The 26,447-nt window shown below is 33.4% G+C and carries 23 protein-coding genes and 1 tRNA gene; 13 read left to right on the forward strand and 11 right to left on the reverse strand.

Annotation, left to right across the window (positions count from 1 at the left end; genetic code table 11):
• The 4 genes from RN605_RS02830 (at position 1) to RN605_RS02845 (ending at position 3,007) form a co-directional block, all read left to right on the forward strand.
• Positions 1-1,833 carry a M56 family metallopeptidase gene (locus RN605_RS02830; RefSeq protein ID WP_313322021.1) on the forward strand — a complete coding sequence of 611 codons (1,833 nt, stop codon included), beginning with the start codon at positions 1-3 and terminating at the stop codon, positions 1,831-1,833.
• Positions 1,834-1,872: 39 nt separating this feature from the next.
• Complete coding sequence (locus tag RN605_RS02835) at positions 1,873-2,673, forward strand: hypothetical protein (RefSeq protein ID WP_313322023.1); 801 nt, start codon at positions 1,873-1,875, stop codon at positions 2,671-2,673.
• A gap of 45 nt (positions 2,674-2,718) precedes the next feature.
• Positions 2,719-2,862, forward strand: a complete 144-nt coding sequence (locus tag RN605_RS02840; RefSeq protein WP_313322025.1) for an SsrA-binding protein — start codon at positions 2,719-2,721, stop codon at positions 2,860-2,862.
• Between the two features lie 71 nt (positions 2,863-2,933).
• Positions 2,934-3,007 (forward strand) — tRNA-Arg (locus RN605_RS02845).
• 148 nt (positions 3,008-3,155) lie between these two features.
• Here the strand turns inward: RN605_RS02845 and katG are convergent.
• Together katG and RN605_RS02855 are read right to left on the reverse strand one after the other, a co-directional pair.
• On the reverse strand, positions 3,156-5,342 hold the full coding sequence (katG, locus tag RN605_RS02850) for a catalase/peroxidase HPI (protein WP_313322027.1): 2,187 nt from the start codon (positions 5,340-5,342) through the stop codon (positions 3,156-3,158).
• A 449-nt stretch (positions 5,343-5,791) separates the two neighbouring features.
• Positions 5,792-6,319 carry an NUDIX hydrolase gene (locus RN605_RS02855; protein ID WP_313322029.1) on the reverse strand — a complete coding sequence of 176 codons (528 nt, stop codon included), beginning with the start codon at positions 6,317-6,319 and terminating at the stop codon, positions 5,792-5,794.
• A gap of 42 nt (positions 6,320-6,361) precedes the next feature.
• Between RN605_RS02855 and RN605_RS02860 the strand changes: the two genes are divergently transcribed.
• Complete coding sequence (locus RN605_RS02860) at positions 6,362-6,934, forward strand: pentapeptide repeat-containing protein (protein WP_313322031.1); 573 nt, start codon at positions 6,362-6,364, stop codon at positions 6,932-6,934.
• Here the strand turns inward: RN605_RS02860 and guaC are convergent, their stop codons facing one another.
• The 5 genes from guaC to glyA form a co-directional block, all read right to left on the reverse strand.
• A complete protein-coding gene (guaC, locus tag RN605_RS02865) occupies positions 6,935-7,975 on the reverse strand; it encodes a GMP reductase (RefSeq protein ID WP_313322033.1) in 1,041 nt (346 codons plus the stop codon).
• Between the two features lie 119 nt (positions 7,976-8,094).
• Positions 8,095-8,772, reverse strand: coding sequence for an ABC transporter ATP-binding protein (locus tag RN605_RS02870; protein ID WP_313322035.1), 678 nt, complete (start codon positions 8,770-8,772; stop codon positions 8,095-8,097).
• A gap of 2 nt (positions 8,773-8,774) precedes the next feature.
• On the reverse strand, positions 8,775-10,031 hold the full coding sequence (locus tag RN605_RS02875; protein ID WP_313322037.1) for an ABC transporter permease: 1,257 nt from the start codon (positions 10,029-10,031) through the stop codon (positions 8,775-8,777).
• Position 10,032: 1 nt separating this feature from the next.
• The gene (locus RN605_RS02880; RefSeq protein WP_313322039.1) at positions 10,033-11,124 is read right to left on the reverse strand and encodes an efflux RND transporter periplasmic adaptor subunit; all 1,092 of its coding nucleotides are present in this window, start codon (positions 11,122-11,124) and stop codon (positions 10,033-10,035) included.
• Positions 11,125-11,281: 157 nt separating this feature from the next.
• Entirely contained in the window at positions 11,282-12,556 is a 1,275-nt protein-coding gene (glyA, locus tag RN605_RS02885; protein ID WP_313322041.1) for a serine hydroxymethyltransferase, read from the reverse strand.
• Positions 12,557-12,665: 109 nt separating this feature from the next.
• Between glyA and fahA the strand changes: the two genes are divergently transcribed.
• The 5 genes from fahA to RN605_RS02910 all read left to right on the forward strand — a co-directional run bounded on the left by fahA (position 12,666) and on the right by RN605_RS02910 (position 18,905).
• Positions 12,666-13,952 carry a fumarylacetoacetase gene (gene fahA, locus RN605_RS02890; RefSeq protein ID WP_313322043.1) on the forward strand — a complete coding sequence of 429 codons (1,287 nt, stop codon included), beginning with the start codon at positions 12,666-12,668 and terminating at the stop codon, positions 13,950-13,952.
• A gap of 35 nt (positions 13,953-13,987) precedes the next feature.
• Positions 13,988-15,070, forward strand: a complete 1,083-nt coding sequence (gene gcvT, locus RN605_RS02895) for a glycine cleavage system aminomethyltransferase GcvT (RefSeq protein WP_313322045.1) — start codon at positions 13,988-13,990, stop codon at positions 15,068-15,070.
• Between the two features lie 6 nt (positions 15,071-15,076).
• Positions 15,077-17,089, forward strand: coding sequence for a S41 family peptidase (locus RN605_RS02900; protein ID WP_313322047.1), 2,013 nt, complete (start codon positions 15,077-15,079; stop codon positions 17,087-17,089).
• A 2-nt stretch (positions 17,090-17,091) separates the two neighbouring features.
• Positions 17,092-18,126 carry a hypothetical protein gene (locus RN605_RS02905; protein ID WP_313322049.1) on the forward strand — a complete coding sequence of 345 codons (1,035 nt, stop codon included), beginning with the start codon at positions 17,092-17,094 and terminating at the stop codon, positions 18,124-18,126.
• A gap of 68 nt (positions 18,127-18,194) precedes the next feature.
• The gene (locus RN605_RS02910; RefSeq protein WP_313322051.1) at positions 18,195-18,905 is read left to right on the forward strand and encodes a YebC/PmpR family DNA-binding transcriptional regulator; all 711 of its coding nucleotides are present in this window, start codon (positions 18,195-18,197) and stop codon (positions 18,903-18,905) included.
• Positions 18,906-18,976: 71 nt separating this feature from the next.
• On the opposite strand, the gene RN605_RS02915 is transcribed toward RN605_RS02910, so the two are convergent.
• Positions 18,977-20,017 carry a PLP-dependent cysteine synthase family protein gene (locus RN605_RS02915; protein ID WP_313322052.1) on the reverse strand — a complete coding sequence of 347 codons (1,041 nt, stop codon included), beginning with the start codon at positions 20,015-20,017 and terminating at the stop codon, positions 18,977-18,979.
• Between the two features lie 79 nt (positions 20,018-20,096).
• A complete protein-coding gene (locus tag RN605_RS02920) occupies positions 20,097-22,154 on the reverse strand; it encodes a S9 family peptidase (protein WP_313322053.1) in 2,058 nt (685 codons plus the stop codon).
• Between the two features lie 137 nt (positions 22,155-22,291).
• On the opposite strand from RN605_RS02920, the gene RN605_RS02925 reads away from it, so the two are divergent.
• Together RN605_RS02925 and RN605_RS02930 are read left to right on the forward strand one after the other, a co-directional pair.
• Positions 22,292-22,615 carry a YbaB/EbfC family nucleoid-associated protein gene (locus tag RN605_RS02925; protein ID WP_313322055.1) on the forward strand — a complete coding sequence of 108 codons (324 nt, stop codon included), beginning with the start codon at positions 22,292-22,294 and terminating at the stop codon, positions 22,613-22,615.
• Entirely contained in the window at positions 22,615-23,343 is a 729-nt protein-coding gene (locus tag RN605_RS02930; RefSeq protein WP_313322056.1) for a sulfite exporter TauE/SafE family protein, read from the forward strand. The genes RN605_RS02925 and RN605_RS02930 overlap by 1 nt, the downstream gene beginning before the upstream one ends.
• Here the strand turns inward: RN605_RS02930 and RN605_RS02935 are convergent, their stop codons facing one another.
• Entirely contained in the window at positions 23,344-24,369 is a 1,026-nt protein-coding gene (locus RN605_RS02935) for a threonine aldolase family protein (RefSeq protein ID WP_313322057.1), read from the reverse strand.
• Between the two features lie 42 nt (positions 24,370-24,411).
• On the opposite strand from RN605_RS02935, the gene prfB reads away from it, so the two are divergent.
• A protein-coding gene (prfB, locus tag RN605_RS02940; RefSeq protein ID WP_313322059.1) for a peptide chain release factor 2 occupies positions 24,412-25,510 on the forward strand; the annotation gives its coding sequence in 2 pieces (ribosomal slippage) (positions 24,412-24,474 and positions 24,476-25,510; 1,098 coding nt in all).
• 135 nt (positions 25,511-25,645) lie between these two features.
• Here prfB and RN605_RS02945 read toward each other — a convergent pair.
• A complete protein-coding gene (locus RN605_RS02945; RefSeq protein ID WP_313322060.1) occupies positions 25,646-26,407 on the reverse strand; it encodes a dienelactone hydrolase family protein in 762 nt (253 codons plus the stop codon).
• Positions 26,408-26,447: the final 40 nt, after the last annotated feature.

Consider the following 26,447-nt stretch of genomic DNA (forward strand, 5'->3'; position numbering starts at 1 on the left):
ATGGAAACACTACTAATCTATATATTCAAATCATGTGGTTTAATGGCAATGTTTTACATCGCCTACATGATGTTATTGCGCAAAGAAACCTTTTTTACCACCAACCGTTGGTTTTTATTATCTGGTTTGTTTACGTCTGTACTGTTACCTTTGTTCTTTATTAAAAAAGTAATCTTAGTCGATGCTCCAAAACCAAGTTTGGAAGAACTAGCAACCTATACTGCCACAAATACTACTAAGCTAAAAGAAATTCCAGCAGCGGTTGAAACCTTTGATTGGATACAGATTTTATGGATTAGTTATTTTACCATTGCATTACTACTAGTTTTAAAAATTGTTTTTAGTTTCTTTTCATTATACAAACTATTATACAAAGAGCAAGTAGTTAAGCAAGAAAACTTTAAGCTAATCAACTTAAATAAAAACATTGCTCCTTTTTCGTTCTTTAATTATGTTGTTTTAAACCCTAGTTTGTATACCGAAGCTGAGTTGCAAAGTATTCTTTTACACGAAAAAATTCATAGCCAACAGAAGCATTCAATAGATGTTTTGGTAACAAAATTATTCTGTATTGTATTTTGGTTTAATCCAATAGTTTGGTTGTACAAAAAAGCAGTTTTACAAAACCTGGAATACATTGCTGATCAAAAAGCAACTGCACAACTAGAAGACAAAAAGTCTTATCAAATCGCATTGTTAAAAGCAGTTACTAATCAAAGCTGCTTATCAATAACCAATAATTTTTATCAATCATTAATCAAAAAACGAATCGTTATGTTAAACACAAATCAATCACACAAAAGAAACTCTTGGAAGTATGCCTTAATCATTCCAGCATTAATTGGCTTTGTCTTTCTCTTCCAAATTAAAACAATTGCACAGGAAAAAATAGCAAAAATAGTTTGGAACGAAAAATCAATTGCCGACAGCGGAGATGATGTTTCAGTAACAATTACCAAAAAAACTACTGATGCCGAACTTAAAAGAAAAGCAAAAAAACTTAAAGAAGAACATGATGTAAAACTGAAGTATTCTAAAGTAAAAAGAAACAACGATGGTGAAATTACTGCCATCAAACTAGAATACAAAGACAAAAATGGAAACAAAGGTGTATCGCAAATCAATGGTGATGAACCTATTGCTCCAATTCAATTTTACAAAACCGATAACAAAATAGGATTTGGAAAACCAAAGGGAATTCATTTTGTTGGCAACGGAAAATCAGTAGCTATCAACGGTGATAAAATAAGAATCATTGCACCTGAAGCACCAGAATCACCAGAAGTTCCTGAGGCACCAGAAGCACCTGAATGGACCGGAGATTTTGATTTTGATTTCAATTTTTCAGACAACATGGATGATGTCAAAAAAATAATTATCCAAAACGGTAAAACACCAAAAGTTATTGTAAACGGAAAAGTTGTTACTGATAAAGCAAAAATCAAAAAAATGCTTAAAGGAAATGGTAAAAACAAAAACTACAATTTTGTTTTTAGCAGCGACGAAGATGGTCCACATGAAATCATTATCGATAACGAAAAGATAATGGAAATCACTAATGATGCTATGGAGAAAGCCATGGTTGAAATTAAAAGAGTTAGACCTGAAGTAAGAGAAAAAGTAAGAGCTGAAATGGCTAAAGCAAGAGCTGAAATCTCAAAATCAAGAGCCGAAATGGACAAAGCGAGAGAAGAAATGAGACAGTACAAACCTGAGTCTGAAAAAGAGCGTGCTGAAATGATTAAAACAAGAGAAGAAATTGAAAAGGTAAGAGCCGAGCTAGATAGAACAAGAGCCGAACTTGAGAAAGAAAAAGCAAAACTTAAAAAATAACTTTAATAAAACTTAAATTAATTTTAAAATTGAATTATCATGAAAATCAAGTTAATTTTAATGACCACATTTTACCTGCTTTCATTTTTTGGATATGCACAAACAAGTGAAAAACCATTCAAATGGGAAAACGCCATGGATAATATTGTAATGACATGGAATAAAAGCACTCCCGAACAAGAAATGAAAGACGATATCAAAGCATTGGCTGAACATGGAGTTACCGTAAAATATGCCAATGTAAAACGAAATGACAAAAATGAAATTATCGCTATCGATGTTTCTTTTGAAGCAACAACGGGCGAAAAAGGTTCATTGAGTTACAATAACAAAAAACCAATTGCAACCATTAAAATTTATAAAAATGGAGATGAAGTTGGTTTTGGTGAACCTTTAAACTCAGGCAACCCGTTTATAACCAATTGGATGCCAAACGAAGATTTCATGAAAGAATTTGACTTTCATTTTGAAGGCGATAGCTTATCTCCAGAAAAATTTATGTTCAAAATGCCAAAAGGTGATTTCTTTTCAAAAGGAAAATCTAAAATCATCATTAAAAAAGATGGGAAGAAACCATTAGTGATAGAAAATGGCGAAGTAATTGAAGGTGGTGATGATTACACCAAAGAAGAAATAGAAGAAATAAAGCAAAACAATAATTTCGAAATGGATAGTGAAGACGGCTTTCACTCATTCCATTTTAACGATGATGAATTCTCTTCAAGCAAAAAGAATTTAGAAGAATCCAAAAAAGAATTAGAAAAAGCTAAAAAAGAACTCGATGAAGCCAAAAAAGAGTTAGAAAAAACAAAGTCTAGCTTAAAAGTAAAAAAAGCTTAAATTTGAAACCGCAAGAAATTGCGGTTTTTTTTAATATAACTACTTATGTATAAAATATTAGCCAAACTCAATAAAGCTTTATTACCAAGTTTTACCAAGCAAAGGTTAGATTTATCAAAGGCTAAAAAATGGCAATTGGCCATTATAGCTTGGCGTTTTTACGTTACCAAAAAAGCATTGAGAAATTAAAAATCCTAATTTTTATTTATAAATCCATTTGCAACTTAGACAATATTGTCTATATTTGCACCCACAAAAAAGGCCTCGTGGCGCAACTGAATAGCGCATCTGATTACGGCTCAGAAGGTTACAGGTTTGAATCCTGTCGAGGTCACAACTTAATCCCTAATCCCTTATAAACAAAGGTTTGGGGATTTTTTATTTTCAATTTGTGCCTTTTTTGCGCCCATTTATATTTTAATTAAAAAGAAAAAGTGGCCTTGTATCCAAAACCACTTTTCATTCACTTAACTTAAAAATTATTACTTCAAATCGTAACGGTCAGCATTCATTACTTTTACCCAAGCATTCACAAAGTCTTTCACAAATTTTTCTTTGTTATCATCTTGTGCATACACTTCTGCATAAGCACGTAAAATGGAATTAGATCCAAACACCAAGTCTACTCTTGTGGCAGTCCATTTGGTTTCACCTGTTTTACGATTAACAATGTTGTATAAATTATCTCCTGCTGGTTTCCAACTATAATTCATATCGGTTAAATTTACAAAGAAATCATTAGAAAGAACACCAACATTGTCTGTGAAAACACCATTCTTAGAACCACCATAATTCGTTCCCAAAACACGCATTCCACCAAGCAATACAGTCATTTCTGGAGCTGTTAAACCTAACAATTGCGCTTTGTCCAACATTAGTTCTTCTGGTTCAACAGCGTATTTCTTTTTTGTCCAGTTTCTGAAAGCGTCATTTGTTGGTTCTAAATCTGCAAATGATTCAACGTCTGTCATTTCTTGTGTTGCATCGCCACGACCTGCTGAAAAAGGAACTTTTACTGCAAAACCAGCGTCTTTTGCAGCTTGTTCAACAGCTGTACTTCCTCCCAATACAATTAAATCAGCAATACTAACATTACCACTAAATCCTGATTGGATTTCAGTAAGTTTATTCAAAACTTTTTGCAGTCTTTCAGGTTCATTTCCTGGCCAGTCTTTCTGTGGTGCTAAGCGAATTCTCGCTCCGTTTGCTCCACCTCTAAAGTCAGAACCTCTAAAAGTTCTGGCGCTATCCCATGCCGTTGCTATTAACTCTGCACGAGACAAGCCGCTGTTTAGTAATTTTCCTTTTAACGTTTCAATATCAGATTCTGAAAGGTTTCTGTTTCCTTGTGGAATTGGATCTTGCCAAATCAAATCTTCTTGAGGTACATCAGCTCCTAAGTATCTGTTTTTTGGTCCTAAGTCACGGTGTGTTAACTTAAACCATGCTCTTGCGAAAACGTCGCTAAAGTATTCAAAATCATTATAAAAACGTTCTGAAATCTCTCTGTAAATCGGATCCATTTTCATGGCCATGTCAGCATCGGTCATGATAGGATTTTGTCTTTCACTAGGATTGTTTGCATTGATTGGTTTCTTTTCTTCCGGTAGGTTTATAGGTTCCCATTGATTTGCTCCTGCTGGACTTTTCTTTAATTCCCAATCATAATTTAATAGTAAATCAAAATACCCATTATCCCATTGCGTTGGATTGGTTGTCCATGCTCCTTCTAATCCGCTGGTAACTACTTTACCTTTTCCTTGGGTGTTGTTCCATCCTAAACCTTGTTCATCTATTGGTGCAGCTTCTGGTTCTCTTCCAAGCTTCGATGCATCACCGTTTCCATGTGCTTTACCCACTGTGTGTCCACCAGCCGTAAGCGCTACCGTTTCTTCATCATTCATTGCCATACGCTTAAATGTAGTTCTAACATCTATTGCCGTTTTCAATGGGTCAGATTTACCGTCTACTCCTTCTGGATTCACATAGATTAAACCCATTTGCACCGCTGCCAATGGGTTATCCAAAGACTCACGATTTTCATCACTTTGATAACGGTTTCTTGTGGCTGCCAACCATTCTTTCTCAGCGCCCCAATAAACATCCTTCTCAGGATGCCAAATATCTTTTCTTCCTCCAGCAAAACCAAACGTTTTAAAGCCCATAGATTCATAGGCCATGTTTCCGGCTAAAATCATCAAATCAGCCCAAGAGATTTTATTCCCATATTTCTTTTTTATTGGCCATAATAGTCTGCGTGCTTTATCCAGGTTTCCATTATCTGGCCAAGAGTTTAATGGTGCAAAACGAAGATTTCCCGTTCCTGCTCCACCGCGTCCATCGGCTAGCCTGTAGGTTCCTGCTGAGTGCCACGCCATTCTAATCATTAGCCCACCGTAGTGTCCCCAGTCTGCAGGCCACCATTCCTGACTCTCGGTCATTAACGCTTTCAAATCCTTTTTAACAGCTTCTAAATCTAGTTTTTTAAATTCCGATGCATAATCAAAATCCTCTCCCATTGGGTTTGTTTTTGAGTCGTGTTGACTCAATATATCTAGATTTAATGACTTCGGCCACCAGTCCTGATTAGTAGTTCCTTCGCTAATCACATCTTCTTTTTGATGAAATGGGCATTTTCCTGCGCCATTAGAGTTGTTGTAGTCTTGCATAGTTTGAATTAATTATTAGTTAAACTTATTATTGCTAAGTTACCAATATTTTATTTATAAAAATCTATTTTTTAATAGATAAAAACTATGTTTGACTAGATAAAACAAATTTTAGTCATATAAATCAACTGAAAATGCTTCAATTCTACCTTAGAATTACTTTTTACAGCTAATGTTTAATTTACCCGTTTTTTAAGAACCCTTATAAATATGGATATTGAGAGCAATTAAGGAACCTTTTTCGTAGTAAATGCTCGCCGGCAACGCGAATCAGGTTCCTGATTTGTAGTAAATGTTCGTCGGCAATGCGAATCAGGTTCCTGATTCGTAGTAAATGTTCGTCGGCAACGCGAATCAGGTTTCCATTTCGCAGTAAATGTTCGTTGGCAATGCGAATCAGGTTTCTGATTCGTAGTAAATAATTTTTCTCTTTACATAATGTAATGCCATTATTTGTTCAAATAGCGTTCGGATATGACTGTTCGAATGGAAATGAAACCAATAGCATCCATAGGTATCGCTTCTCTTTTATGCCAAACTAAATCTTTGATTTCTGATTTGGCTTTGATAGAAAGTTTATTGGTAGCTAAAGTACATTCATAAAAAATGTCCATCGTTCGATAAGGTACTCCTTTATATAAGTACTCATTGGGCGACGTGGTGATGTATTTTAAATCATCTGGAGTAATATCTAAATCCAATTCTTCTTTGATTTCTCTGCAAGCAGCCGCTTCGGCATTTTCTTTTGGGTCAATAAATCCACCCGGAAGGTCAAGTTTTCCTTTATCGGGATTCTCGTTGCGAACGGTAAACAACACTTTATCTTCAAACGTAAAAACCACCGCCACCGCAGCCGCAATGTTATGATAGTACTCAAAGCCGCAGTCGTGGCATTGAAACTTGATAACATTTTTAAAAGTAAAATTAGTTGATTTACAACTTGGACAAAAACGGAAAAAAGAAGTTTCGAAATCCATATAGGTAACGTTAGGGTGTTATATTTGTACAAATTTACAATTATGAGTGATTACTTTTTTGTTGAAGAAAAATTTAACGGAATTATCTATGACGAAAAACAGTTAGAGTATAAAGAGTTCGAAGAATGCACCTTTACCGATTGCGATTTTAGACAATGTAGCTTTCAGTCGGTTTCGTTTATCGATTGTGTTTTTGTTAATTGTAATTTTCAGGATGCCAAGATAAACTATGTTTCTCTTCGCGGTGTTTGGTTTAACAACTGCAACTTCACTAACGTAAATTTTGCCATGACAGACCAAGTTATTTATGAGTTTCACTTTAAAGACTGCCTGTTGGATTACTCCAAGTTTTATTCTTTGAAGCTCAAGAAAATGCAGTTCATCAACTGTAGTATGATTTCGGTAGATTTTATGGCTTCGGACTTAACCGAAGCGTTGTTTGACAACTGCAATCTTAGACGAGCTGTATTTATAGACACTAATTTAACCAAAGCCGACTTTTCTACCAGCTATGACTATACGATGGATTTGGACAAGAACAAGGTAAAAAAAGCCATCTTTTCGTTAGATGGCGTTAGAGGTTTGTTGGAGAAATATCAGATAACTATTAAGTAACTATTTCGTAAATACTCGGTTTTCTTGTTCGGTTACTCTAATAAAGGTAGTGCGTTTAGTCAATTCTTTTAAACGAGGCGCACCCACATAGGTACACGTACTGCGAATGCCTCCAAGAATATCCTGAACGGTATCGTCTACATCGCCTTTGAACGGAACCTCGACAGTCTTACCTTCGCTTGCACGGTATTCGGCAACACCACCAACATGTTTTTGCATCGCTGTTTCCGAACTCATTCCGTAGAACATTTTAAACTTTTGTCCGTTGCGTTCAACCAAATCACCACCGCTTTCGGTGTGACCAGCTAGCATTCCGCCAAGCATCACAAAGTCGGCGCCAGCGCCAAATGCTTTGGCTACGTCGCCAGGTGTTGTACAACCTCCATCGCTTACAATCTGTCCGCCAAGACCATGCGCAGCATCGGCACACTCGATAATGGCAGAGAGTTGCGGATAGCCAACGCCCGTTTTCACTCGCGTGGTACACACAGAACCTGGGCCAATGCCTACCTTAACGATATCGGCACCCGAAAGAAGTAACTCCTCCACCATTTCGCCCGTAACCACATTGCCTGCAATAATTACCTTATCGGGATAATTTTTACGCATCAGTTTTACAAAGTTTACAAACCCTTCGGAATAGCCATTGGCAACGTCAATACAAATGAAATTCAGTTTAGGATTGGCAGTCATAATGTCGGCCACTTTCTTGGCATCGTTTCTACCCGTGCCTGTGCTCAACGCAATATAGTTGTAGATTTCCTTTGGTGCTTTCTTTAAGAACGCCTTCCACTCCTCGAGCGAATAATGTTTATGAATGGCTGTGAAAATTTTCTTTTCAGCAAGCGCCAGCGCCATCTCAAAGGTTCCCACAGTGTCCATATTGGCCGCCATGATTGGAATACCTTTCCACTTATAGGAGCTGTGCAGAAATTTGAAATCGCGTTCCAAAGACACTTCGGCTCTACTTTTCAAGGTAGAACGCTTTGGTCTAATCATTACATCTTTAAAGCCCAGCTTGAGGTCGGTTTCTATTCGCATAAGGTTATCATTTTGACTATTTCAAATGTAAAGTTTTCATCAAAAGAATGCTAAAGATTAACGGGTTTAAAGCGTAAAAATTATCAACAATTGTTAGTAATTATCGATTGGAAAATGGGTTAAGAAATGATTCTGCCGTCTTCCATAGTAATGGTGCGTTGCGTGTTGTTGGCAAAATCCTGGTCGTGTGTAACCACAAGTAGTGTTTGGTTGTATTCGATGGTTAACTGGTTGAAGATATCAAACACTATATCGCTGTTCTTTTTATCTAAATTACCCGTAGGTTCATCGCCCATTATAATCAATGGGTTATTGATAAGCGCCCGTGCAATGGCAACTCTTTGCTTTTGACCGCCGCTAAGCTGATTGGGTGTTTTGAGCGCATGCTCGTGCATGTCTAATGCCTTTAGGTGTTTCATGGCGTTATGCTCTACTTCTTCGTCAGACAGTTTGCCAAGCTTCATGCCAGGAAGCATTACATTTTTAAGCACGTTGTATTCCGAAAGCAGATAATGAAACTGAAATACAAAGCCAATCTTTTCGTTTCTTATCTTGGCAAGCTGCTTGTCGTTGAATCCGGTTATCAGTTCTTCATGGATGTACAACTGGCCGTCGTAATCGGTATCCATAGTCGAAAGCAAATACAATAAGGTAGACTTTCCGCAACCCGATTTTCCAACGATGGAAACAAATTCACCGTGATTGATTTTCAGGTCGATGTTCTTGAGCACCTGAAATTTGATTGGGTCATGAAAATACTTAGACAGTCCTTTAGTTTCTAAAACAACGTTGCTCATAATTACTTTCCTCTGATTATTTCTACCGGGTCAACTTTACTGGCTTTGAGCGCAGGGAACAATCCGGCAATGGCTGTTGTTATTAATGCAAACGAAATTCCGATGATGTAGAACACCGGATTGTAGTTTATAGGATAGGTCTTTATGGTAGGCAACGCCGCAGTATTAAACGGAATGACATCGATAATGGAAGTAAAAATGTAACCAAAAATCAAACCCAATACGCCACCTGTAAGTCCAATGATTAACGATAAGCTGATAAAAATCCATTTGACATCGCTACCCGAAAAACCAGTTGCTTTGAGAATGGCAATGCTGTCCATTTTCTCAAAAATCATCATGTTCAATATGTTATATATACCAAATCCTGCAACGATTAGTAAAACAATACCCACCGCAAAAGAGATAATGCTTCGAACGGTGCTACCGGTTTCGAACTGAGAATTGGAAGTTTGATAATCAATAGCATCCAAATTGAATTTGTTGCTGTATTCCTTAGCCAAAGCCGGAGCCATGGTGATATCGTGTAGTTTCACCTGAATATCGGTCATGTAACTGGTAGATTCTCCCAGAAGTTTTTGTGCAGTATCGATGGAAGTATAACTCGACACATCGTCAATTTCTGCGATACCTATCTGCGATATTCCAACTACTTTTAAAGAGGCTAAATCGCCTTTTACCGTTGTAATCTTTATTATGTCGCCGATTACCAAAAGCATCTTATCAGCCAATCCTTTTCCAATAATGATACTGTTGTTCTGTGTCAAATCGGATTCTTTTCCTTCAACGATGTAATCGCTCAATTTAAATAGCTCTTCCTCTGCCACAACGTCAATCCCATAGATTACACCAGAAATCTCGATGGTTCCCGAGTTAAAGAAAACAGGAGTATTTATCTTTGGCGCTACATCTACTACTCTACTGTCCTTTTTAAGATTGGAAATGATTGCCTTACTGTTATAGATGGCTTTACCGCGGTCTTTTGGCTTTATGGAAGATATAAAGTTGGTTGATTCTTTGTACTCATCGGAAAGCATTATGGGTTGCTTTTCGGAAGGTTTTATTTCGTTGTATAGTCTAATGTGAGGCGTTCTGTTTAGCATTAATCCATCTAACAAGTCGTTTAAACCATTCATAAAACTAACTAACGAAATGAACATGGCAATTCCAAAGGTTACACCTACAGCAGCTACAATGGTTTGCTTTAGTCGAGCTCTTAGGAGATGAATTGCAATATTTAGAATTAATCTGTAATTCATTTTAAGGCTTGATTATTGTTTCGTCTGCTTTTAAGCCGTCAAGAATCTCTACATTATTATAATCATTCAAACCTGTTTTTACTTTACGCTTCTCATCATTCTCCATGATTACATACTCGTCGTCAACTAAGTAACTTTTAGGAATGGTTATGGCATCCTTTTTTGTTTGAATGATAATATTGGCTTCGATTGTTAAGTTTGGATATAACTTTGGAGGAATGTTAGTAAAATGAGCCTCAATCCTAAAGGTGCGCGAACGTTCGTTCATAATTGGATAGATTTTATCAACGACGGCTTCAAATGCTTTATTCTTATAACTGTCTAAGGTAACAACCATTTTTTGTCCTAAAGCGACTTTGACCATATCGTTTTCATCAACTTCAAGTTCCAGATAAAAAGCATCGTTCTTTCCAATAATGGCTAAGACCGTTTGAGGACCAACCAATTGACCTTCTTCTACTAAAACATCAAACAACTTACCAGAAAAAGCACTTTTAACGGTGAAATCATTTTCTGCTTTCTGACTTATCTTTAAGTTAATGTTGTTTCTTGATTCTTCGTTTTTAAGTTGAGCTCGTAGTTGGTCTAGTTGTCGTAGAGTTGATTCATAGTTTGACTTTGAGTTTTTATAGGCAAGCTCCACCTTTTCATAATCCACTTCGGAAATGACATTGTATTGTTTTATTCTTTTGTTTCTTTCGAAGATTGATGCGTCTAAAGCTAATTTATCTTTTGCGGCTTGTACTCTAGTTTCCATTTCCGCAATCTTGTCCTTAATATACCTACTGTTTTCCTGACTTAGCTGATAGGCCAGTCTTGAATTGTCTGTTGCCAAGGAGGCTTTTTCACTTTCTATCTTAAACAAAGGTTGTCCTTCTGCAATTGCTTGTCCTACTTCAACATCAATGCTTTTTAAAACTCCAGAAACTAATGGAAAGACAGTATATTGGTCTTGAGCTTTTACAATTCCAGAAGCATAAACACTTTCGGTAATTGTTCCTTTTTTAGGATGGATACTTTCTTGACTACTTTTAGAACAACTAAGAACAAAAAGAAGAACTACTAAGCTGACTAAAAACTTTATTGACTTCATAAAAACAAATTATAATCGGTAGTGATTATCCAAATTTACAATATTTAATAGTTGTAATAACTAACATTTATCATATAGTATTATTGTTTTAAAAATAAAAAAACCTTTAATCATTAAAATTAAAGGTTTCATATTTATAATAATGTAAACTTAAAACTTAATAAACGAAGATGGCTCTTTCGCTCATCATATCGTTTACTTCATCAGCTATTCCTTCAAGAATCTCATCATTAGTGTGATTCATAATAGCTCTATCAATAAAATCGACAATAGTTTCCATATCTTCTTCCATCAATCCGCGAGTTGTAATTGCAGGAGTGCCAACACGAATTCCAGATGTTACAAATGGAGATTTATCATCAAAAGGAACCATGTTTTTATTAACCGTAATTTCAGCTTTACCTAATGCGTTTTCAGCTTCTTTACCAGTGATGTTTTTGTTTCTTAAATCGATAAGCATCATGTGATTATCTGTTCCACCTGAAATAATATTGTAACCACGTTTTACGAAAGCTGCTGCCATAGCTTTAGCATTTTTTTGTACTTGCATTGCATAAGTAAAAAACTCATCAGATAATGCTTCACCAAAGGCAACCGCTTTAGCAGCAATGATGTGCTCTAATGGTCCACCTTGATTTCCTGGGAAAACCGCCATATCCAAAACATGCGACATCATTCTTATTTCTCCTTTAGGAGTTGTTAATCCCCAAGGATTTTCAAAATCTTTACCCATCATAATCATTCCACCTCTTGGTCCACGTAGTGTTTTGTGAGTTGTAGTGGTAACAATATGACAATGAGGAATTGGATCACTCATTAAACCTTTTGCAATTAATCCAGCTGGATGTGAAATATCTGCCAATAACAATGCACCAACGCTGTCAGCTATTTCTCGGAAACGTTTGAAATCCATATCACGAGAATAGGCAGAAGCACCAGCAATAATCATTTTTGGTTGTTCTTTGGTTGCAATCTCTTGAATCTTATCATAGTTCAAAACACCTGTTTCCTGTTCTACTCCATAGAAAACAGGATTATATAGTTTGCCAGAAAAGTTAACTGGTGAACCGTGAGTTAAATGTCCACCATGCGATAAATCAAATCCAAGAATTTTATCACCTGGTTTTAAACATGCTGCAAAAACAGCTGTATTAGCTTGTGAACCTGAATGTGGTTGAACATTTGCATATTCTGCACCAAACAACGCTTTTGCTCTATCGATAGCAATTTGTTCGATAACATCAACTACTTCGCAACCTCCATAATAACGTCTACCTGGATAACCTTCGGCATATTTATTTGTTAAAACAGAACCCGCAGCTTCCATTACTTGGTCGCTAACAAAGTTTTCAGAAGCAATAAGTTCTAATCCGTGAATTTGTCTTTCTTGTTCATCAAGAATAAGGTCAAAAATTTGTTCGTCGCGTTGCATTTGTCAGTATTTCGTTAATTTGAGCTCAAAATTACAAAAATCGTTTGTTACTTAAATAGTAAATGATATATTTGATTACTATTTTTTTCAACAATTTAAAAACATGAAAATGCCTATAAGTACCAATAACCCAAGCCGTAAATCATGGTTAGATGTTCCTGAGAACAGTGACTTTCCCATACAAAATATTCCTTTCGGCGTTTTTTTGACAAAAGATGATGTAATTACTATTGGAACTCGTATCGGAAATTATGCTATAGACCTTGGAGCTTTACAACAATTAAATTATTTTGAAGGCATTGAGTTGACTGACGATATGTTCATGCAAGATACTTTGAATGATTTCATTTCTGATGGAAAAAAAACATGGCGACTAGTTAGAAACAGAATTGGTGATATTTTTGACAGTGAAAACCCTTTATTAAGAGATAACGACAAACATAAAGATATCATCATTTTCAATATAGAAGATGTTGAAATGCAATTGCCTGTTTTAATTGGTGATTATACTGATTTCTATTCGAGTAAAGAACATGCTACCAATGTTGGTAAAATGTTCCGTGATCCAGAAAACGCTTTATTACCAAACTGGCTTCATATTCCTGTTGGTTATCACGGAAGAAGTTCAACTATTGTTCCTTCTGGAATTCCTGTTCATAGACCAATGGGGCAAACATTGCCTAACGGAGAAACCGAACCTGTTTTTGGTTCTTCAAGATTAGTTGATTTTGAATTGGAAACTGCATTCATTACAACCGATGCTAATGTTATGGGAGAAAATATTCCTGTTGGTGAAGCTGAAGATTATATTTTTGGAATGGTTTTGTTGAATGATTGGAGCGCTAGAGATATGCAAAAATGGGAATATGTTCCACTTGGTCCATTTTTAGCAAAAAACTTTGCTACATCAATTTCGCCTTGGATAGTTACTATGGACGCATTAGAACCATTTAGAGTTAAAGGTCCAAATCAAGAACCTAAACCACTTCCCTATTTGCAACAAAAAGGTAAGAATGCTTTCGACATTCATTTAGAAGTTTATATAGGTACTGAAAATTCAAAAGAACCTAACCTTGTTTCAAAATCAAACTTTAAATACATGTATTGGTCAATGGCGCAACAATTGGCACATCATACTTCTAATGGTTGTAGAGTAAATTCAGGTGATATGATGGGTTCAGGAACAATTTCAGGTCCAACACCTGATAGCTTTGGCTCAATGCTTGAGTTAACTTGGGGTGGAAAAAATCCAATTAAATTAAATGATGGCACTGAGCGCAAATTCATTAATGATAATGATACTGTTATTATGAAAGGATATTGCAAAAACAGCTCAGTTAGAATAGGATTTGGAGAAGTTTCTTCAAAATTATTACCACCTTTCAATAGAAAATAAAACAAAAATAGAATACATAAAGAATACAATAATAAATGAAAAATACTGCTTTAACACACGTTCATGAAAAATTAGGTGCAAAATTAGTTCCATTTGCTGGATACAATATGCCAGTTCAATATGAAGGTGTGAATGCTGAACACGAAACTGTTAGAAATGGTGTTGGAGTTTTTGATGTGTCACACATGGGAGAGTTTCTTTTAACTGGAGAAAATGCTTTAGCATTGATTCAAAAAGTTACTTCTAATGATGCTTCAGTTTTAGAAATTGGTCGTGCCCAATATTCGTGTTTGCCTAATAATGATGGTGGAATTGTTGATGATTTAATTATATACAGAATGAAAGAAAATCAATATTTGCTAGTAGTTAATGCCTCAAATATTGAAAAAGACTGGAATTGGATTTCATCACACAATGATTTAGGTGTTGAAATGAGAGATTTATCAGAAGACTATTCTTTACTTGCAATTCAAGGACCAAAAGCGGTTGAAGCAATGCAAAGTTTAACTTCTGTTGACTTATCAGCAATAAAATATTATCATTTTGAAGTTGGTCCTTTTGCAGGAATTGAAAATGTAATTATTTCAGCAACTGGTTATACAGGTTCTGGCGGATTTGAAATTTATTGTAAAAATTCAGAAGTAGAACAAGTATGGAATAAAGTTTTTGAAGCTGGTGCTTCTTTTGGAATTAAACCAATAGGATTAGCCGCTCGTGATACTTTGCGTTTAGAAATGGGTTTCTGTTTATATGGAAATGACATTAATGATTCAACTTCACCTTTAGAAGCTGGTTTAGGTTGGATTACTAAATTCACTAAAGACTTTGTTAATTCAGAAAATCTTAAAAAACAAAAAGAAGAAGGTGTTACAAGAAAATTAGTTGGATTTGAATTACTTGAAAGAGGAATTCCTCGTCATGATTATGAAATTGTTGATGAAGATGGAAATAATATTGGAATTGTGACTTCTGGAACTATGGCGCCAAGTTTAGGAAAAGGAATTGGAATGGGTTATGTAAAAACTGAATTCTCTGCTGTTGATAGTGAAATTTATATTCAAATCAGAAACAATAAAGTAAAAGCTAAAGTGGTAAAAATGCCTTTTTATAAGAAATAAACTTCTTTGAAAAAAATACTTTTTATACTATCATTTGTTCCCAGTTTACTTGCTGCGCAAAGTGATGTAAATCCTTGTGCAACTCTATCAAAAATTAATGATGTATTTCAACGAAAACATTATCAACCAAAACCGCTTGATGATAGTTTATCAATCTATGTTTATAGAACTTTCCTTGAAGAAATTGATGAAAATAATAGATTGTTTACCGAAGAAGATTTATTAAAATTCAAAGATTTTAAATATAAAGTTGATGACTATATAGTTTCAAAAGACTGCAGTTTTCTTGAAACAATGTATCAAAGCTACAATAATGTTATAGATAGATATGTAGCAATTATAAACTCTTTGAACAATGATTCGTTTCCGACTAGCAGTTCGGAAAATATAATTTTTTCTAAAAAAAGTTTTCCTTTCCTAAAAAATGAAACCGAATTAAAAGCTTTTTATAAAAAGAGAATTCTTTTTACACTTCTTAGAGAAATTGGCGAAACAAGTACAAATAAAGATTCTTTGGTTGCAAATTTTAAATCAATTTATGCAAATCAAAAAGCAGCTGTTTTTGAGAAATACCTTTGCAAAGCATCAAATTTGAAACTCACCAAAGATGACTTCAACGAAAAGTTTTACTCTATTTTTTGCTCCTATTTCGATCCACATTCTGATTATTTTTCGCAAAAGTCTCGTTCTAACTTTTATTCACATTTAAGTTCAGATAATTTAAGTTTTGGATTTTATGTTTCCAAAAATGACAATGAAGAAATTTATGTTGCCGAAATATTACCCGGTAGTTCAGCTTATTACAGTGAAAAAATTGAAAAAGATGATGTCCTTTTAAAAATTGCACACAATTCTATAGAATATTTTGTTGATTGTATCGCTACCGAAAAATTATTTGAAATTCTCAATTCTGATAATTACAAATCAGCAGATTTTACTTTTAGAAAAAAAAGCGGTTTGATTTACAGCATCAAATTAGACAAAAAAATTTTAAAAGATGTTCAAAACAATGTTTATAGTTTTATTATAAAAAATAAAGACAAAAATTTTGGTTACATAAAAATTCCTTCGTTTTATGCGCCTTTTGATAAAGGAAAATCAAGTATTAGTCAAGATGTGACCAAAGAAGTTTACAAATTAAAAGATGCAAAAATAGATGGTTTAATCATCGATTTACAAAATAATGGTGGTGGTTCATTAGATGAAGCAATTAGACTTTGCGGGTTGTTTATTGATATTGGTCCAGTTGCTGTGATGAATGATAGAAATGACAGAAAAGAAGTTTTAAAAGATTATAACCGAGGAACTATTTTTTCTGGAAATATGGTGGTTTTAGTAAATGGCTTATCAGCATCTGCAAGCGAGTTTTTTAGTAATACAATGCAAGATTATCAACGAGCAATTATTGTTGGAAACACTACACTTGGGAAAGCTTCTATGCAAAGAGTATTTCCTTTGGAAAATTCTAAAGATGAATTTGTAAAAATCACACTTGAAAAATTTTATAGAATTACCGGTAAAAGCAATCAATATAATGGATTAATTCCCGATGTTGAAATTCCTTCATTGTTTGACAAACATATGCCAAGAGAAAACACAAATGAAACTGCCTTAAAAGGTGATGAAATTGATGTGAAGTTGAAATATAAATTATTTGAAAGTGACTATTCTTCTGCTATTGAAAAAAGTAAAGAAAGAATAAAAAATTCTTTAGAATGTAAAAAAATAGAAGCTTTAAATGAAAGAGTGAATCCATATTATGACTCTGAAATGCCTCCAATTACCTTAAAATTTGACACTGTTTATGAAGATATATCAAGAATAAATTCACTTTGGAAAGAATTAAGAGATTTTTCAGAAAAGGAATATCCAATAGAAATTGAACAAAGTAAAATTGATTTAGATTATCAAAAATATGATGATTTTTTAAAAACCATTGCTGATAAAAGAAAAAAGGATGTAAAACAAAATTTTGATATTTTAGAAGCAGTAAATATTCTAACCGATTTAACACCATAAATATGAAGACAAAATTACTTTTTACTTTTTTTCTTTTAACTACTCTAAATGCTTTGGCACAAGAGTTCAAAAAACCAGTTGATTATTTAACATATATCAACAAAGAACAAGAATTAATCTCAAGGAGTACTTGGAAATACACATCAGCAGTAGCCCATTCAAAAAGTGCTCGAAGAATTGACAATACTAGAAAACAATTAGTAAAAAGTATTCAAAGTTCTAAAAAGAAAATAACCGATATCAAAAATGGTTATAATGGAGACAAAGAATATCAAACGCAAACCATACAGTATTTGGATTTTTGTGAAAAAAACATCAATGAAGAATATGATAAGATAATCAATATGCAAGAAGTTGCAGAACAATCATACGATGCCATGGAAGCATATCTTATGGCAAGAGATTTGGTGAATAAAAAACTAGATGAAGAAAATGAAAAAGCAATTTTAGCCTTCAATAATTTTGCTCAAAAATATAATATTACAGTTAACAATCAAGAAACTGAGTTGTCAAGAAAAATAAAGCTTTCCGGAGAAGTCTTTGATTATCATACTGCACTTTATTTATTGTTTTTTAAGACTAATATAACTGACATTAATTTATCGTTAGCCATTGAACGAAAAGATTTAGGTGCAATTCAACAAAACGGAAGCGCTTTGCTTCAATATGCCGAAGAAGGATTGGAAAAATTAAAACTTATTAAACCTTATGGAAATGATAATTCAATGGTTTTAGCAACTAAAAAATGTTTGGAATTCTACAAAAAAGAAGCTGAAGTTTATGTTCCAAAAATTATTGATTTTTATATGTTCAATGAAAAATTTGAAAACGCTAAAAAGTCTTTAGAAAACAAAACAAATAAAGATAAAACAAAAGAAGAAATAGATAATTACAATGCAATGGTAAAGCAAGTAAATAAAGAAATCGATAATTTCAACAAAACAAATACTGCAAATTTTCAAGAAAAAAATAACTTATTAAATACTTGGAATACAACTGGCGAAAATTTCATTTCTAAATACGTGCCAGCAGAATAAAAATAAATTAAAGAAATTGTCAATAAAATAATATTCACTTATTTTTGCAAAAAAAATAAAACCAAGAAATGGGAAGAGCATTCGAATTTAGAAAAGGTAGAAAAATGAAGCGTTGGGCAGCCATGGCCAAAGCCTTTACACGTATAGGAAAAGATATTGTAATGGCCGTAAAAGAAGGTGGACCAAATCCTGAATCAAACTCACGTTTAAGAGCTGTTATTCAAAATGCCAAATCGGCAAACATGCCAAAAGATAACGTTGAACGCGCTATTAAAAAAGCTACTGATAAAGATACTGCCAACTATAAAGAAGTTCTGTTTGAAGGTTATGCTCCACACGGAATTGCTATTCTAATTGAAACAGCAACTGACAATAATAATAGAACGGTTGCAAATATTAGAAGTTATTTTAATAAATGTAACGGAACTTTAGGAACACAAGGTTCGGTAGAATTCATGTTTGACCATACTTGTAATTTCAGAATCCCAAAAGGGGATATTGATATTGAAGAAATGGAGTTGGAATTTATTGATTTTGGAGCAGAAGAAATTTTTGTTGATGAAGATGACATCTTAATTTATGCGCCATTTGAAAGTTTTGGTGCTATTCAAAAAGAATTAGAAAATCGTGGTATCGAAATACTTTCTTCAGGTTTTGAAAGAATTCCTCAAATCACAAAAGAACTTACAGAAGAACAAGTTGCCGATGTTGAAAAATTACTAGAAAAGATTGAAGAAGACGATGATGTGATGAATGTTTATCATACCATGCAAGAGTAATTCATAAAACTTAAATATAAAAAAACCGCTAAGAATTTCTTAGCGGTTTTTTATTTATAAATACATATATATTATTTAATAATTTCAATTTTTTGAGCTTCCTCTTGATTTTTAGTATCAAAAAAACCTTGCTCATTCATCCATTCATCACTAAATACTTTGCTCATATAACGTGAACCATGATCAGGGAAAATTGCAATTACGTTACTGTTTTCATTAAATTCTCCTTGTTCAGCATATTGTTTAATAGCCTGCATAACCGCACCTGAAGTATATCCTACAAACAATCCTTCTCTTTTAGCAATTTCTCTTGTTGTATGAGCACTTTCTTCGTCAGTAACTTTCATAAAATGATCAATTACATCAAAATCAGTAGCAGTTGGAATCAAGTTTTTACCTAACCCTTCAATTCGGTACGGATAAATTTCTTCAGCATCAAATTCTTTAGTTTCGTGGTATTTTTTTAACACCGAACCAAAAGCATCAACACCTAAAATTCTAATATTTGGATTTTTTTCTTTTAAGAATTTTGCAGCTCCAGATATAGTTCCACCTGTTCCACTACAAGCAACTAAATGTGTTATTTTTCCATTCGTTTGTTCCCAAATTTCTGGACCAGTAGTTTTGTAATGGGCATCAATATTTAATTGGTTGAAATATTGATTAATATAAACCGAACCTTTTATTTCCTCGTGTAATCTCTTGGCAACATTGTAGTAAGAACGTTCATCATCTGCAGAAACATGTGCTGGACAAATGTAAACTTTTGCACCAAGACTTCTAAGCATATCTATTTTATCCATAGATGATTTAGAACTTACAGCCAAAATACAATTATAACCTTTGATAATGCTAACCATTGCCAAACTAAAACCAGTATTACCTGAAGTAGTTTCAATAATGGTATCGCCAGGAGTTAAAATTCCCTGTTTTTCAGCTTCTTCAATAATGTATAATGCAATCCTGTCTTTTGTAGAATGTCCTGGATTGAATGCTTCAACTTTAGCATAGAAATTACCTTCTATATTTTCAGTTACTTTGTTAAGCTTAATCAATGGTGTATTACCAATTAATCCTAGTACATTATTGTAAGCTTTTATATCTTCTTTCATAAAATAAATTAGTCAAGCTTTAATTTGTGGGGATTTTTAATAATCCACAAACGTTGCAAATTTAATAAAATTTTTTAAACTAGCTTTTTATTCCTTCTAAATCTAATAAAAAACTATACTCTTTAGCTATTTCCTTTAATGCTTCAAACCTTCCTGATGCGCCACCATGACCAGCATCCATATTAGTATCCAAATATAACTGATTATTATTGGTTTTCAAAATTCTAAGTTTTGCAACCCATTTTGCTGGTTCCCAATACTGAACTTGAGAATCATGCAAACCTGTTGAAACATAGATATTTGGATAGTCTTGAGCTATTACATTATCATAAGGAGAATAACTTTTCATATAATTATAATACTTCTTCTGGTTCGGATTTCCCCATTCGTCATATTCACCTGTAGTTAGTGGAATACTATCATCCAACATTGTTGTAACCACATCTACAAAAGGAACTTGAGCGATAACTCCTTTATACAAATTTGGTGCCATGTTCATAATTGCACCCATTAATAATCCACCTGCAGAACCACCTTCGGCAAAAAGATGCTCAGAAGAAGTATATTTTTCTTCAATCAAAAACTCTGAACAAGCAATGAAATCAGTAAATGTATTTTTCTTTTTTAATAATTTTCCGTTTTCATACCATTGTCTTCCTAAATCTTCACCACCACGAATATGAGCAATTGCATAAATAAATCCTCTGTCTAGCAATGATAATCGAACTGAAGAAAAATGACAATCCATCGTAACACCATAGGAACCATAAGCATACAAAAGAGTTGGGTTTTTACCGTTCTGCTCTACTCCATTTTTATAAATCATTGAAATAGGGACTTTTATTCCATCTTTTGCAGTAGCCCAAATTCTTTTTTCTGTATAATTTGATTTTTCATATGTTCCACCAAGAACTTCTTGCTCTTTCAAGACTGTTTTTTCTTTAGTTCTCATGTTGAAATCAATAACTGAGCTCGGTGTTGCTAATGATTGATAGCTATAACGAAGAATTTCGGTATCAAAGTCAATATTTGCAGTGGTATACGCCATGTAAGTTTCACTATCAAAAGGCAAATAATATTCTTTTCCTTTCCAAGGCATAATTTTCAGTTGATTTAAACCATTAAATCGTTCAGAAACTACTAAATAATCTTTAAAAATATCGATTGCTTCTAATAAAACTTGTTCTCTGTGAGGAATTAAATCAACCCAATTTTCTTTTGATGTTGATGTCTCAGGAGTTTTCATCAACTTAAAATTGGTTGCTTTATCTTTATTAGTTACAATATAAAAATGGTCTTCAAAATGCGAAATCGAATATTCTAAACCACGAGTTCTTTTTTGAAACACTTTGAATTTTCCATTTGATTTTGATGCTAATAAATACCTATATTCACTAGTCATAGTACTATCGGAATTGATAATAATATACTTTCGCGATTTTGATTTATAAACCGAAACATCAAAAGTTTCATCTTTTTCAAAATACACTACTTCATCATCATCAGGATTCGTACCCATAATGTGCTTGTAAATTCTATCTGGACGAAGTGTTTGTTCATCTTTTCTGGAATAGAAAAATGTTTTATTATCGCTTGCCCAAGTAGCATCACCAGTAGTATTTTCTACTTTATATGGTAATATTTCATTGGTTTCTAAATTCTTAATTTGAATTGTAAATTGACGTCGAGAAACAGTGTCAACACCAAATGTTACCCATTTATTATCATCACTAACACTTAAACCAGTTAACTTAAAATAAGCATGATCTTTGGCCATTTCGTTGCAATCAAAAAGAATTTCTTCTTTAGCTTCTAATGATTCTTTTTTTCTTGAATAAATTGGATAACCTTTTCCTATTTCAAAACGAGTGATATACCAATATCCATTATAAAAATAAGGAACCGATTGATCATCTTCCTTAATTCTAGCCTTCATTTCTTCAAACAAAATAGTTTGAAACTGTTTGGTATGAGCTGTTGATTTTTTATAATATTCATTTTCTTTATTCAGATAATCAATAACTTCTGGATTTTCTCTATCATTCAGCCAATAGTAATTATCAATGCGAACATCGCCATGTTTTTCTAGACTTTTTGGTTTAATTTTCGCTATTGGTGGTTGTAATTCTGTTGACATTCTTTAGATTGCAATTGAGCTACAAAAATAACTCCATTACTGTTAAAATTCCTTAAATTCTGAGGAAGTTATGCACTTAACAATTAACAATTACGATTTCGTAACTGAATTTATTACTTTTGAAAAAAAATTAAGATATGTTTGGAGACATGATGAACATGATGGGTAAACTGAAAGAAACCCAACAAAAAATTGAAGAAACAAAAGCTCGATTAGATTCTGTTTTAATTGATGAACAAAGCAAAGATGGTTTATTAAAAGTTACTCTAACTGCTAACCAAAAAGTAAAATCGATAATTATTGATGATAGTTTATTGGAAGATAAAGAACAATTGGAAGATTACTTAATTCTTGTAATGAACAAAGCTATAGAAAAAGCAACTAATGTTAACGAAACTGAACTTGCGGCGGTTGCAAAACAAGGAATGCCAAATATTCCTGGAATGGATTTATTTAAATAATGAATAGCATCAACTACCTTTTTCTAGTTTTTGCACTATTAGCAGAAATTATTGGAACTATTGGTGGTTTTGGTTCTTCGGTGTTTTTTGTTCCATTGGGAAATTTTTATTTTGATTTTCATACAGTTTTAGGATTAACAGCCGTTTTTCACCTTTCAAGTAATTTGAGCAAAATAATGCTTTTCAAAAAAGGACTAAATAAACAGTTACTACTTTACATTGGTTTACCTTCGGTTGTTTTTGTAATTATTGGTGGAATTTTATCAAAATATCTAAACACTTTATTTTTAGAAATTGCACTTGGGATTTTCTTGATAGCGCTTAGTTTGTTGTTTCTAATTAAGCAAAAGTTGGTCATAGAGCCAAACAAAAAAAACTCGATAACTGGTGGAATTTTATCTGGATTTTCAGCTGGTTTGCTTGGAACTGGCGGTGCAATTCGTGGATTGACAATGGCTGCATTTAATCTAGAAAAAAGTGTTTTCATAGCCACATCAGCAGCAATAGACATGATGATAGATTCTACCCGAACTATTGTTTACTTTCAAAACGGATATATCACTAAAGACATTTTAATTTATATTCCTTTTCTATTTATTATTGGATTAATTGGAACCTATTTAGGTAAAAGAATATTGCATTATATTCCTCAAGATAAATTTAAAAACCTATCATTAGTATTAATTCTAATAATAGGTTTGATTACTTTAGGCAAACAATTTATATAGTTAAAAAGTTAATTTACTTAAGGTTTCCAATACATATTCATGCATTATTTGTCGGTAATCTAAATGAGTAACTATTCGTAATTTTCCTTTTGACATTAAGCTGATGGAAATTCCTTTTTGTTTCAATTTATCTATGATTTCTGTATCAGAAACACTTTCAATCGGTGAGAAAATTATAATATTTGTTTCAATAGGTTCTACTATTTTTACCCAAGAACATTGTTCTAATTGTTTACCAAGTTCTTTTGCACGATTGTGGTCTTCCTCTAACCTATTGATATTATTTTGCAACGCATAAATTCCTGCTGCAGCCAAATAACCTGCCTGACGCATATTTCCTCCAAATATTTTACGAATTCGTAAAGCACGTTTTATGGTTTCTTTATCTGATAATAAAACCGAACCAACAGGACAACCTAAACCTTTTGAAAAACAAACCGAAATTGTATCGAACAAAGCACCGAATTGTTTTGGATGTTGTTTTTTGGCAATCATGGCATTCCACAATCTTGCACCATCCAAATGATACTTCAAATTATTATCTACACAAACTTGTTTTATTTTTTGCAATTCTTCCAATTCATAACATGCTCCGCCACCTTTATTTGTAGTGTTTTCAATGCCAACCATTTTAGAAAAAGGTGTATGATAAAATTCAGGATCATTAATTCCCTCTTTTACCATATCAGCAGTAATCATTCCACGTTTTCCATCTAATAAATTAAAATTCACACCGCTGTTGGCCGAAGCTCCACCAGATTCATATAAATGAATATGCGACCATTTATCACAAATAATTTGGTCACCAGGATTTGTGTTTAATTTAATTGCTGTTTGATTGGCCATAGTTCCAGACGGAAAAAACAATGCCGCTTCCATTCCAAACAAATCAGCAACAATACGTTCAAACTCATTCACTGTTGGATCTTGTTTAAAAACATCATCACCTACTTTAGCATTAAACATTGCTTTTAGCATTTCTGGTGAAGGTTTTGTTACCGTATCGCTGATTAAATTAATTTCCATGAATTTTTTATTTATTTTTGCAATCACAAAACTACATTATTTATGACAAATACCGAACAAATTAAAGGTATTGTAGAACGCCTTGGTGCGTTAAGGAGGTATCTTTGACATTGATGCCAAACTTATAGAAATTACAAACGAGGAAGAAAAAACCTTTGCTCCCGATTTTTGGAACAATGCCAAGGAAGCTCAAATTATTGTAAAAAATCTACGCTCAAAGAAAAAATGGGTAGAAGACTTTGAAAAAGCCAACAATCTTTTAGAAGAACTTCAAATTACTTATGAGTTTTTCAAAGAAGGCGACGCAACTGAGGAAGAATTAGACGATTTATACAACACTACTAATACTTTCATTGAGAATATTGAGTTCAAAAACATGCTTTCTGAAGAAGGTGACAACTTGAGTGCTGTACTTCAAATAACGGCTGGCGCTGGCGGAACTGAAAGTTGTGATTGGGCAAGTATGTTGATGCGAATGTATTTAATGTGGGCTGAACGTCAAGGTTATAAAGTAAAAGAACTAAACTTTCAAGAAGGTGATGTTGCAGGTGTGAAAACGGTAACCTTAGAAATTGAAGGCGATTTTGCTTTTGGTTACTTAAAAGGCGAAAATGGTGTTCATCGTTTGGTGCGAATTTCTCCTTTTGACAGTAATGCTAAACGTCATACTTCTTTTGTTTCGGTTTATGTTTATCCCTTGGTTGATGATACCATTGAAATTGAAATCAATCCTGCGGATATTGAAATTACAACAGCTCGTTCAAGTGGTGCTGGTGGACAAAATGTAAACAAAGTTGAAACTAAAGTTCAATTGGTTCACAAGCCAACTGGAATTCAAATTCAATGTTCGGAAACGCGTTCACAGCATGATAACCGTGATAGAGCTATGCAAATGTTGAAATCACAATTGTATGAAATTGAATTAAAGAAACGCCTAGAACAACGTGCCGATATTGAAGCTAGCAAAATGAAAATAGAATGGGGTTCACAAATCAGAAACTACGTGATGCAACCTTATAAATTGGTTAAAGATGTTCGCACTGGAAAAGAAACCAGTGATGTTGATGGTGTTATGAATGGAGAAATTGACGAATTCTTAAAAGCCTACCTGATGATGATGGGACAAAAGGAAGAAAATTGATTATTACTTATTAAATATAATATTAGCAATTAACAACTCGTAATTCAAATTTATAACTTATATTTGCATCGAGGATTCCGAAAGGAAGTTACACCTCATTTCAATAGTCGATCGCTCCAGGTCGACTTTTGTTTTTTATAAAACTTCTTTTAAGAAATCCATAAATGCAATCCAAGAACGTTTATCTGCTTTTTCATTATAAGCAGCACCTTTGCTATTATCGTTTCCTGCATCTTTATGAGTGAATGCATGTACTGAATTAGCATAATACACCATTTGCCAATCGGCATTAGCTTTGCGCATTTCGTTTTGGAAAGCTTCAACTTCTTCTTTTGGAACATAAAAATCATCTGCACCGTGAAGAACTAAAACTTTAGGCTTAATTTCTTTAATTTCTCTATTTGCATCTCTACCCAAACCACCATGAAATGAAACCACACCTTGTACTTTCATATTAGTTCTTGCGGCTTCAATTGCTCCAGTTCCGCCAAAACAATAACCAATAACCACAATCTTATCAAGATTTGCTCCTTGCTTTATTAATTGGTCTAAAGCCAATTGAATTCTTTTATGATACTCGGAAATATTTTTCTTGTAATAGCCAGCGTTTTGACCTGCTTCTTTAGTGTTTGTTGGTCGTTTATCAACTCCATAAATATCAGCTACAAAAGCATAGTAACCTAGCGCTTGTAATTTCTCTGCCGATTCTTTAGAATGTTCATCAATTCCCATCCATGCTGGAAGAATCAAAATTCCAGCTTTATTACTCAATGCTTTTTTGGGGATTGCAGCAAAACCATTTAGTTTTTGGCTACCATCAGTATAGTCAATGGACTTTAATTGTGCATTAATTGTTAATGAAATACCCATCATTAAAATAATCAACTTGTTTCTCATCTTTTTTTTATAAAAATAAGAAATAATTACTTTTTAAAAA

Source organism: Flavobacterium sp. PMTSA4, from assembly GCF_032098525.1.
GTDB classification, from domain to species: Bacteria; Bacteroidota; Bacteroidia; order Flavobacteriales; family Flavobacteriaceae; genus Flavobacterium; species Flavobacterium capsici.

Excerpts from the sequence above, each read along its gene's own strand:
- RN605_RS02830 (WP_313322021.1), top strand. The coding sequence starts at position 1 with ATGGAAACACTACTAATCTATATATTCAAATCATGTGGTTTAATGGCA.
- RN605_RS02835 (WP_313322023.1), top strand. The coding sequence starts at position 1,873 with ATGAAAATCAAGTTAATTTTAATGACCACATTTTACCTGCTTTCATTT.
- RN605_RS02840 (WP_313322025.1), top strand. The coding sequence starts at position 2,719 with ATGTATAAAATATTAGCCAAACTCAATAAAGCTTTATTACCAAGTTTT.
- katG (WP_313322027.1), bottom strand. The coding sequence starts at position 5,342 with ATGCAAGACTACAACAACTCTAATGGCGCAGGAAAATGCCCATTTCAT.
- RN605_RS02855 (WP_313322029.1), bottom strand. The coding sequence starts at position 6,319 with ATGGATTTCGAAACTTCTTTTTTCCGTTTTTGTCCAAGTTGTAAATCA.
- RN605_RS02860 (WP_313322031.1), top strand. The coding sequence starts at position 6,362 with ATGAGTGATTACTTTTTTGTTGAAGAAAAATTTAACGGAATTATCTAT.
- guaC (WP_313322033.1), bottom strand. The coding sequence starts at position 7,975 with ATGCGAATAGAAACCGACCTCAAGCTGGGCTTTAAAGATGTAATGATT.
- RN605_RS02870 (WP_313322035.1), bottom strand. The coding sequence starts at position 8,772 with ATGAGCAACGTTGTTTTAGAAACTAAAGGACTGTCTAAGTATTTTCAT.
- RN605_RS02875 (WP_313322037.1), bottom strand. The coding sequence starts at position 10,031 with ATGAATTACAGATTAATTCTAAATATTGCAATTCATCTCCTAAGAGCT.
- RN605_RS02880 (WP_313322039.1), bottom strand. The coding sequence starts at position 11,124 with ATGAAGTCAATAAAGTTTTTAGTCAGCTTAGTAGTTCTTCTTTTTGTT.
- glyA (WP_313322041.1), bottom strand. The coding sequence starts at position 12,556 with ATGCAACGCGACGAACAAATTTTTGACCTTATTCTTGATGAACAAGAA.
- fahA (WP_313322043.1), top strand. The coding sequence starts at position 12,666 with ATGCCTATAAGTACCAATAACCCAAGCCGTAAATCATGGTTAGATGTT.
- gcvT (WP_313322045.1), top strand. The coding sequence starts at position 13,988 with ATGAAAAATACTGCTTTAACACACGTTCATGAAAAATTAGGTGCAAAA.
- RN605_RS02905 (WP_313322049.1), top strand. The coding sequence starts at position 17,092 with ATGAAGACAAAATTACTTTTTACTTTTTTTCTTTTAACTACTCTAAAT.
- RN605_RS02910 (WP_313322051.1), top strand. The coding sequence starts at position 18,195 with ATGGGAAGAGCATTCGAATTTAGAAAAGGTAGAAAAATGAAGCGTTGG.
- RN605_RS02915 (WP_313322052.1), bottom strand. The coding sequence starts at position 20,017 with ATGAAAGAAGATATAAAAGCTTACAATAATGTACTAGGATTAATTGGT.
- RN605_RS02920 (WP_313322053.1), bottom strand. The coding sequence starts at position 22,154 with ATGTCAACAGAATTACAACCACCAATAGCGAAAATTAAACCAAAAAGT.
- RN605_RS02925 (WP_313322055.1), top strand. The coding sequence starts at position 22,292 with ATGTTTGGAGACATGATGAACATGATGGGTAAACTGAAAGAAACCCAA.
- RN605_RS02930 (WP_313322056.1), top strand. The coding sequence starts at position 22,615 with ATGAATAGCATCAACTACCTTTTTCTAGTTTTTGCACTATTAGCAGAA.
- RN605_RS02935 (WP_313322057.1), bottom strand. The coding sequence starts at position 24,369 with ATGGAAATTAATTTAATCAGCGATACGGTAACAAAACCTTCACCAGAA.
- RN605_RS02945 (WP_313322060.1), bottom strand. The coding sequence starts at position 26,407 with ATGAGAAACAAGTTGATTATTTTAATGATGGGTATTTCATTAACAATT.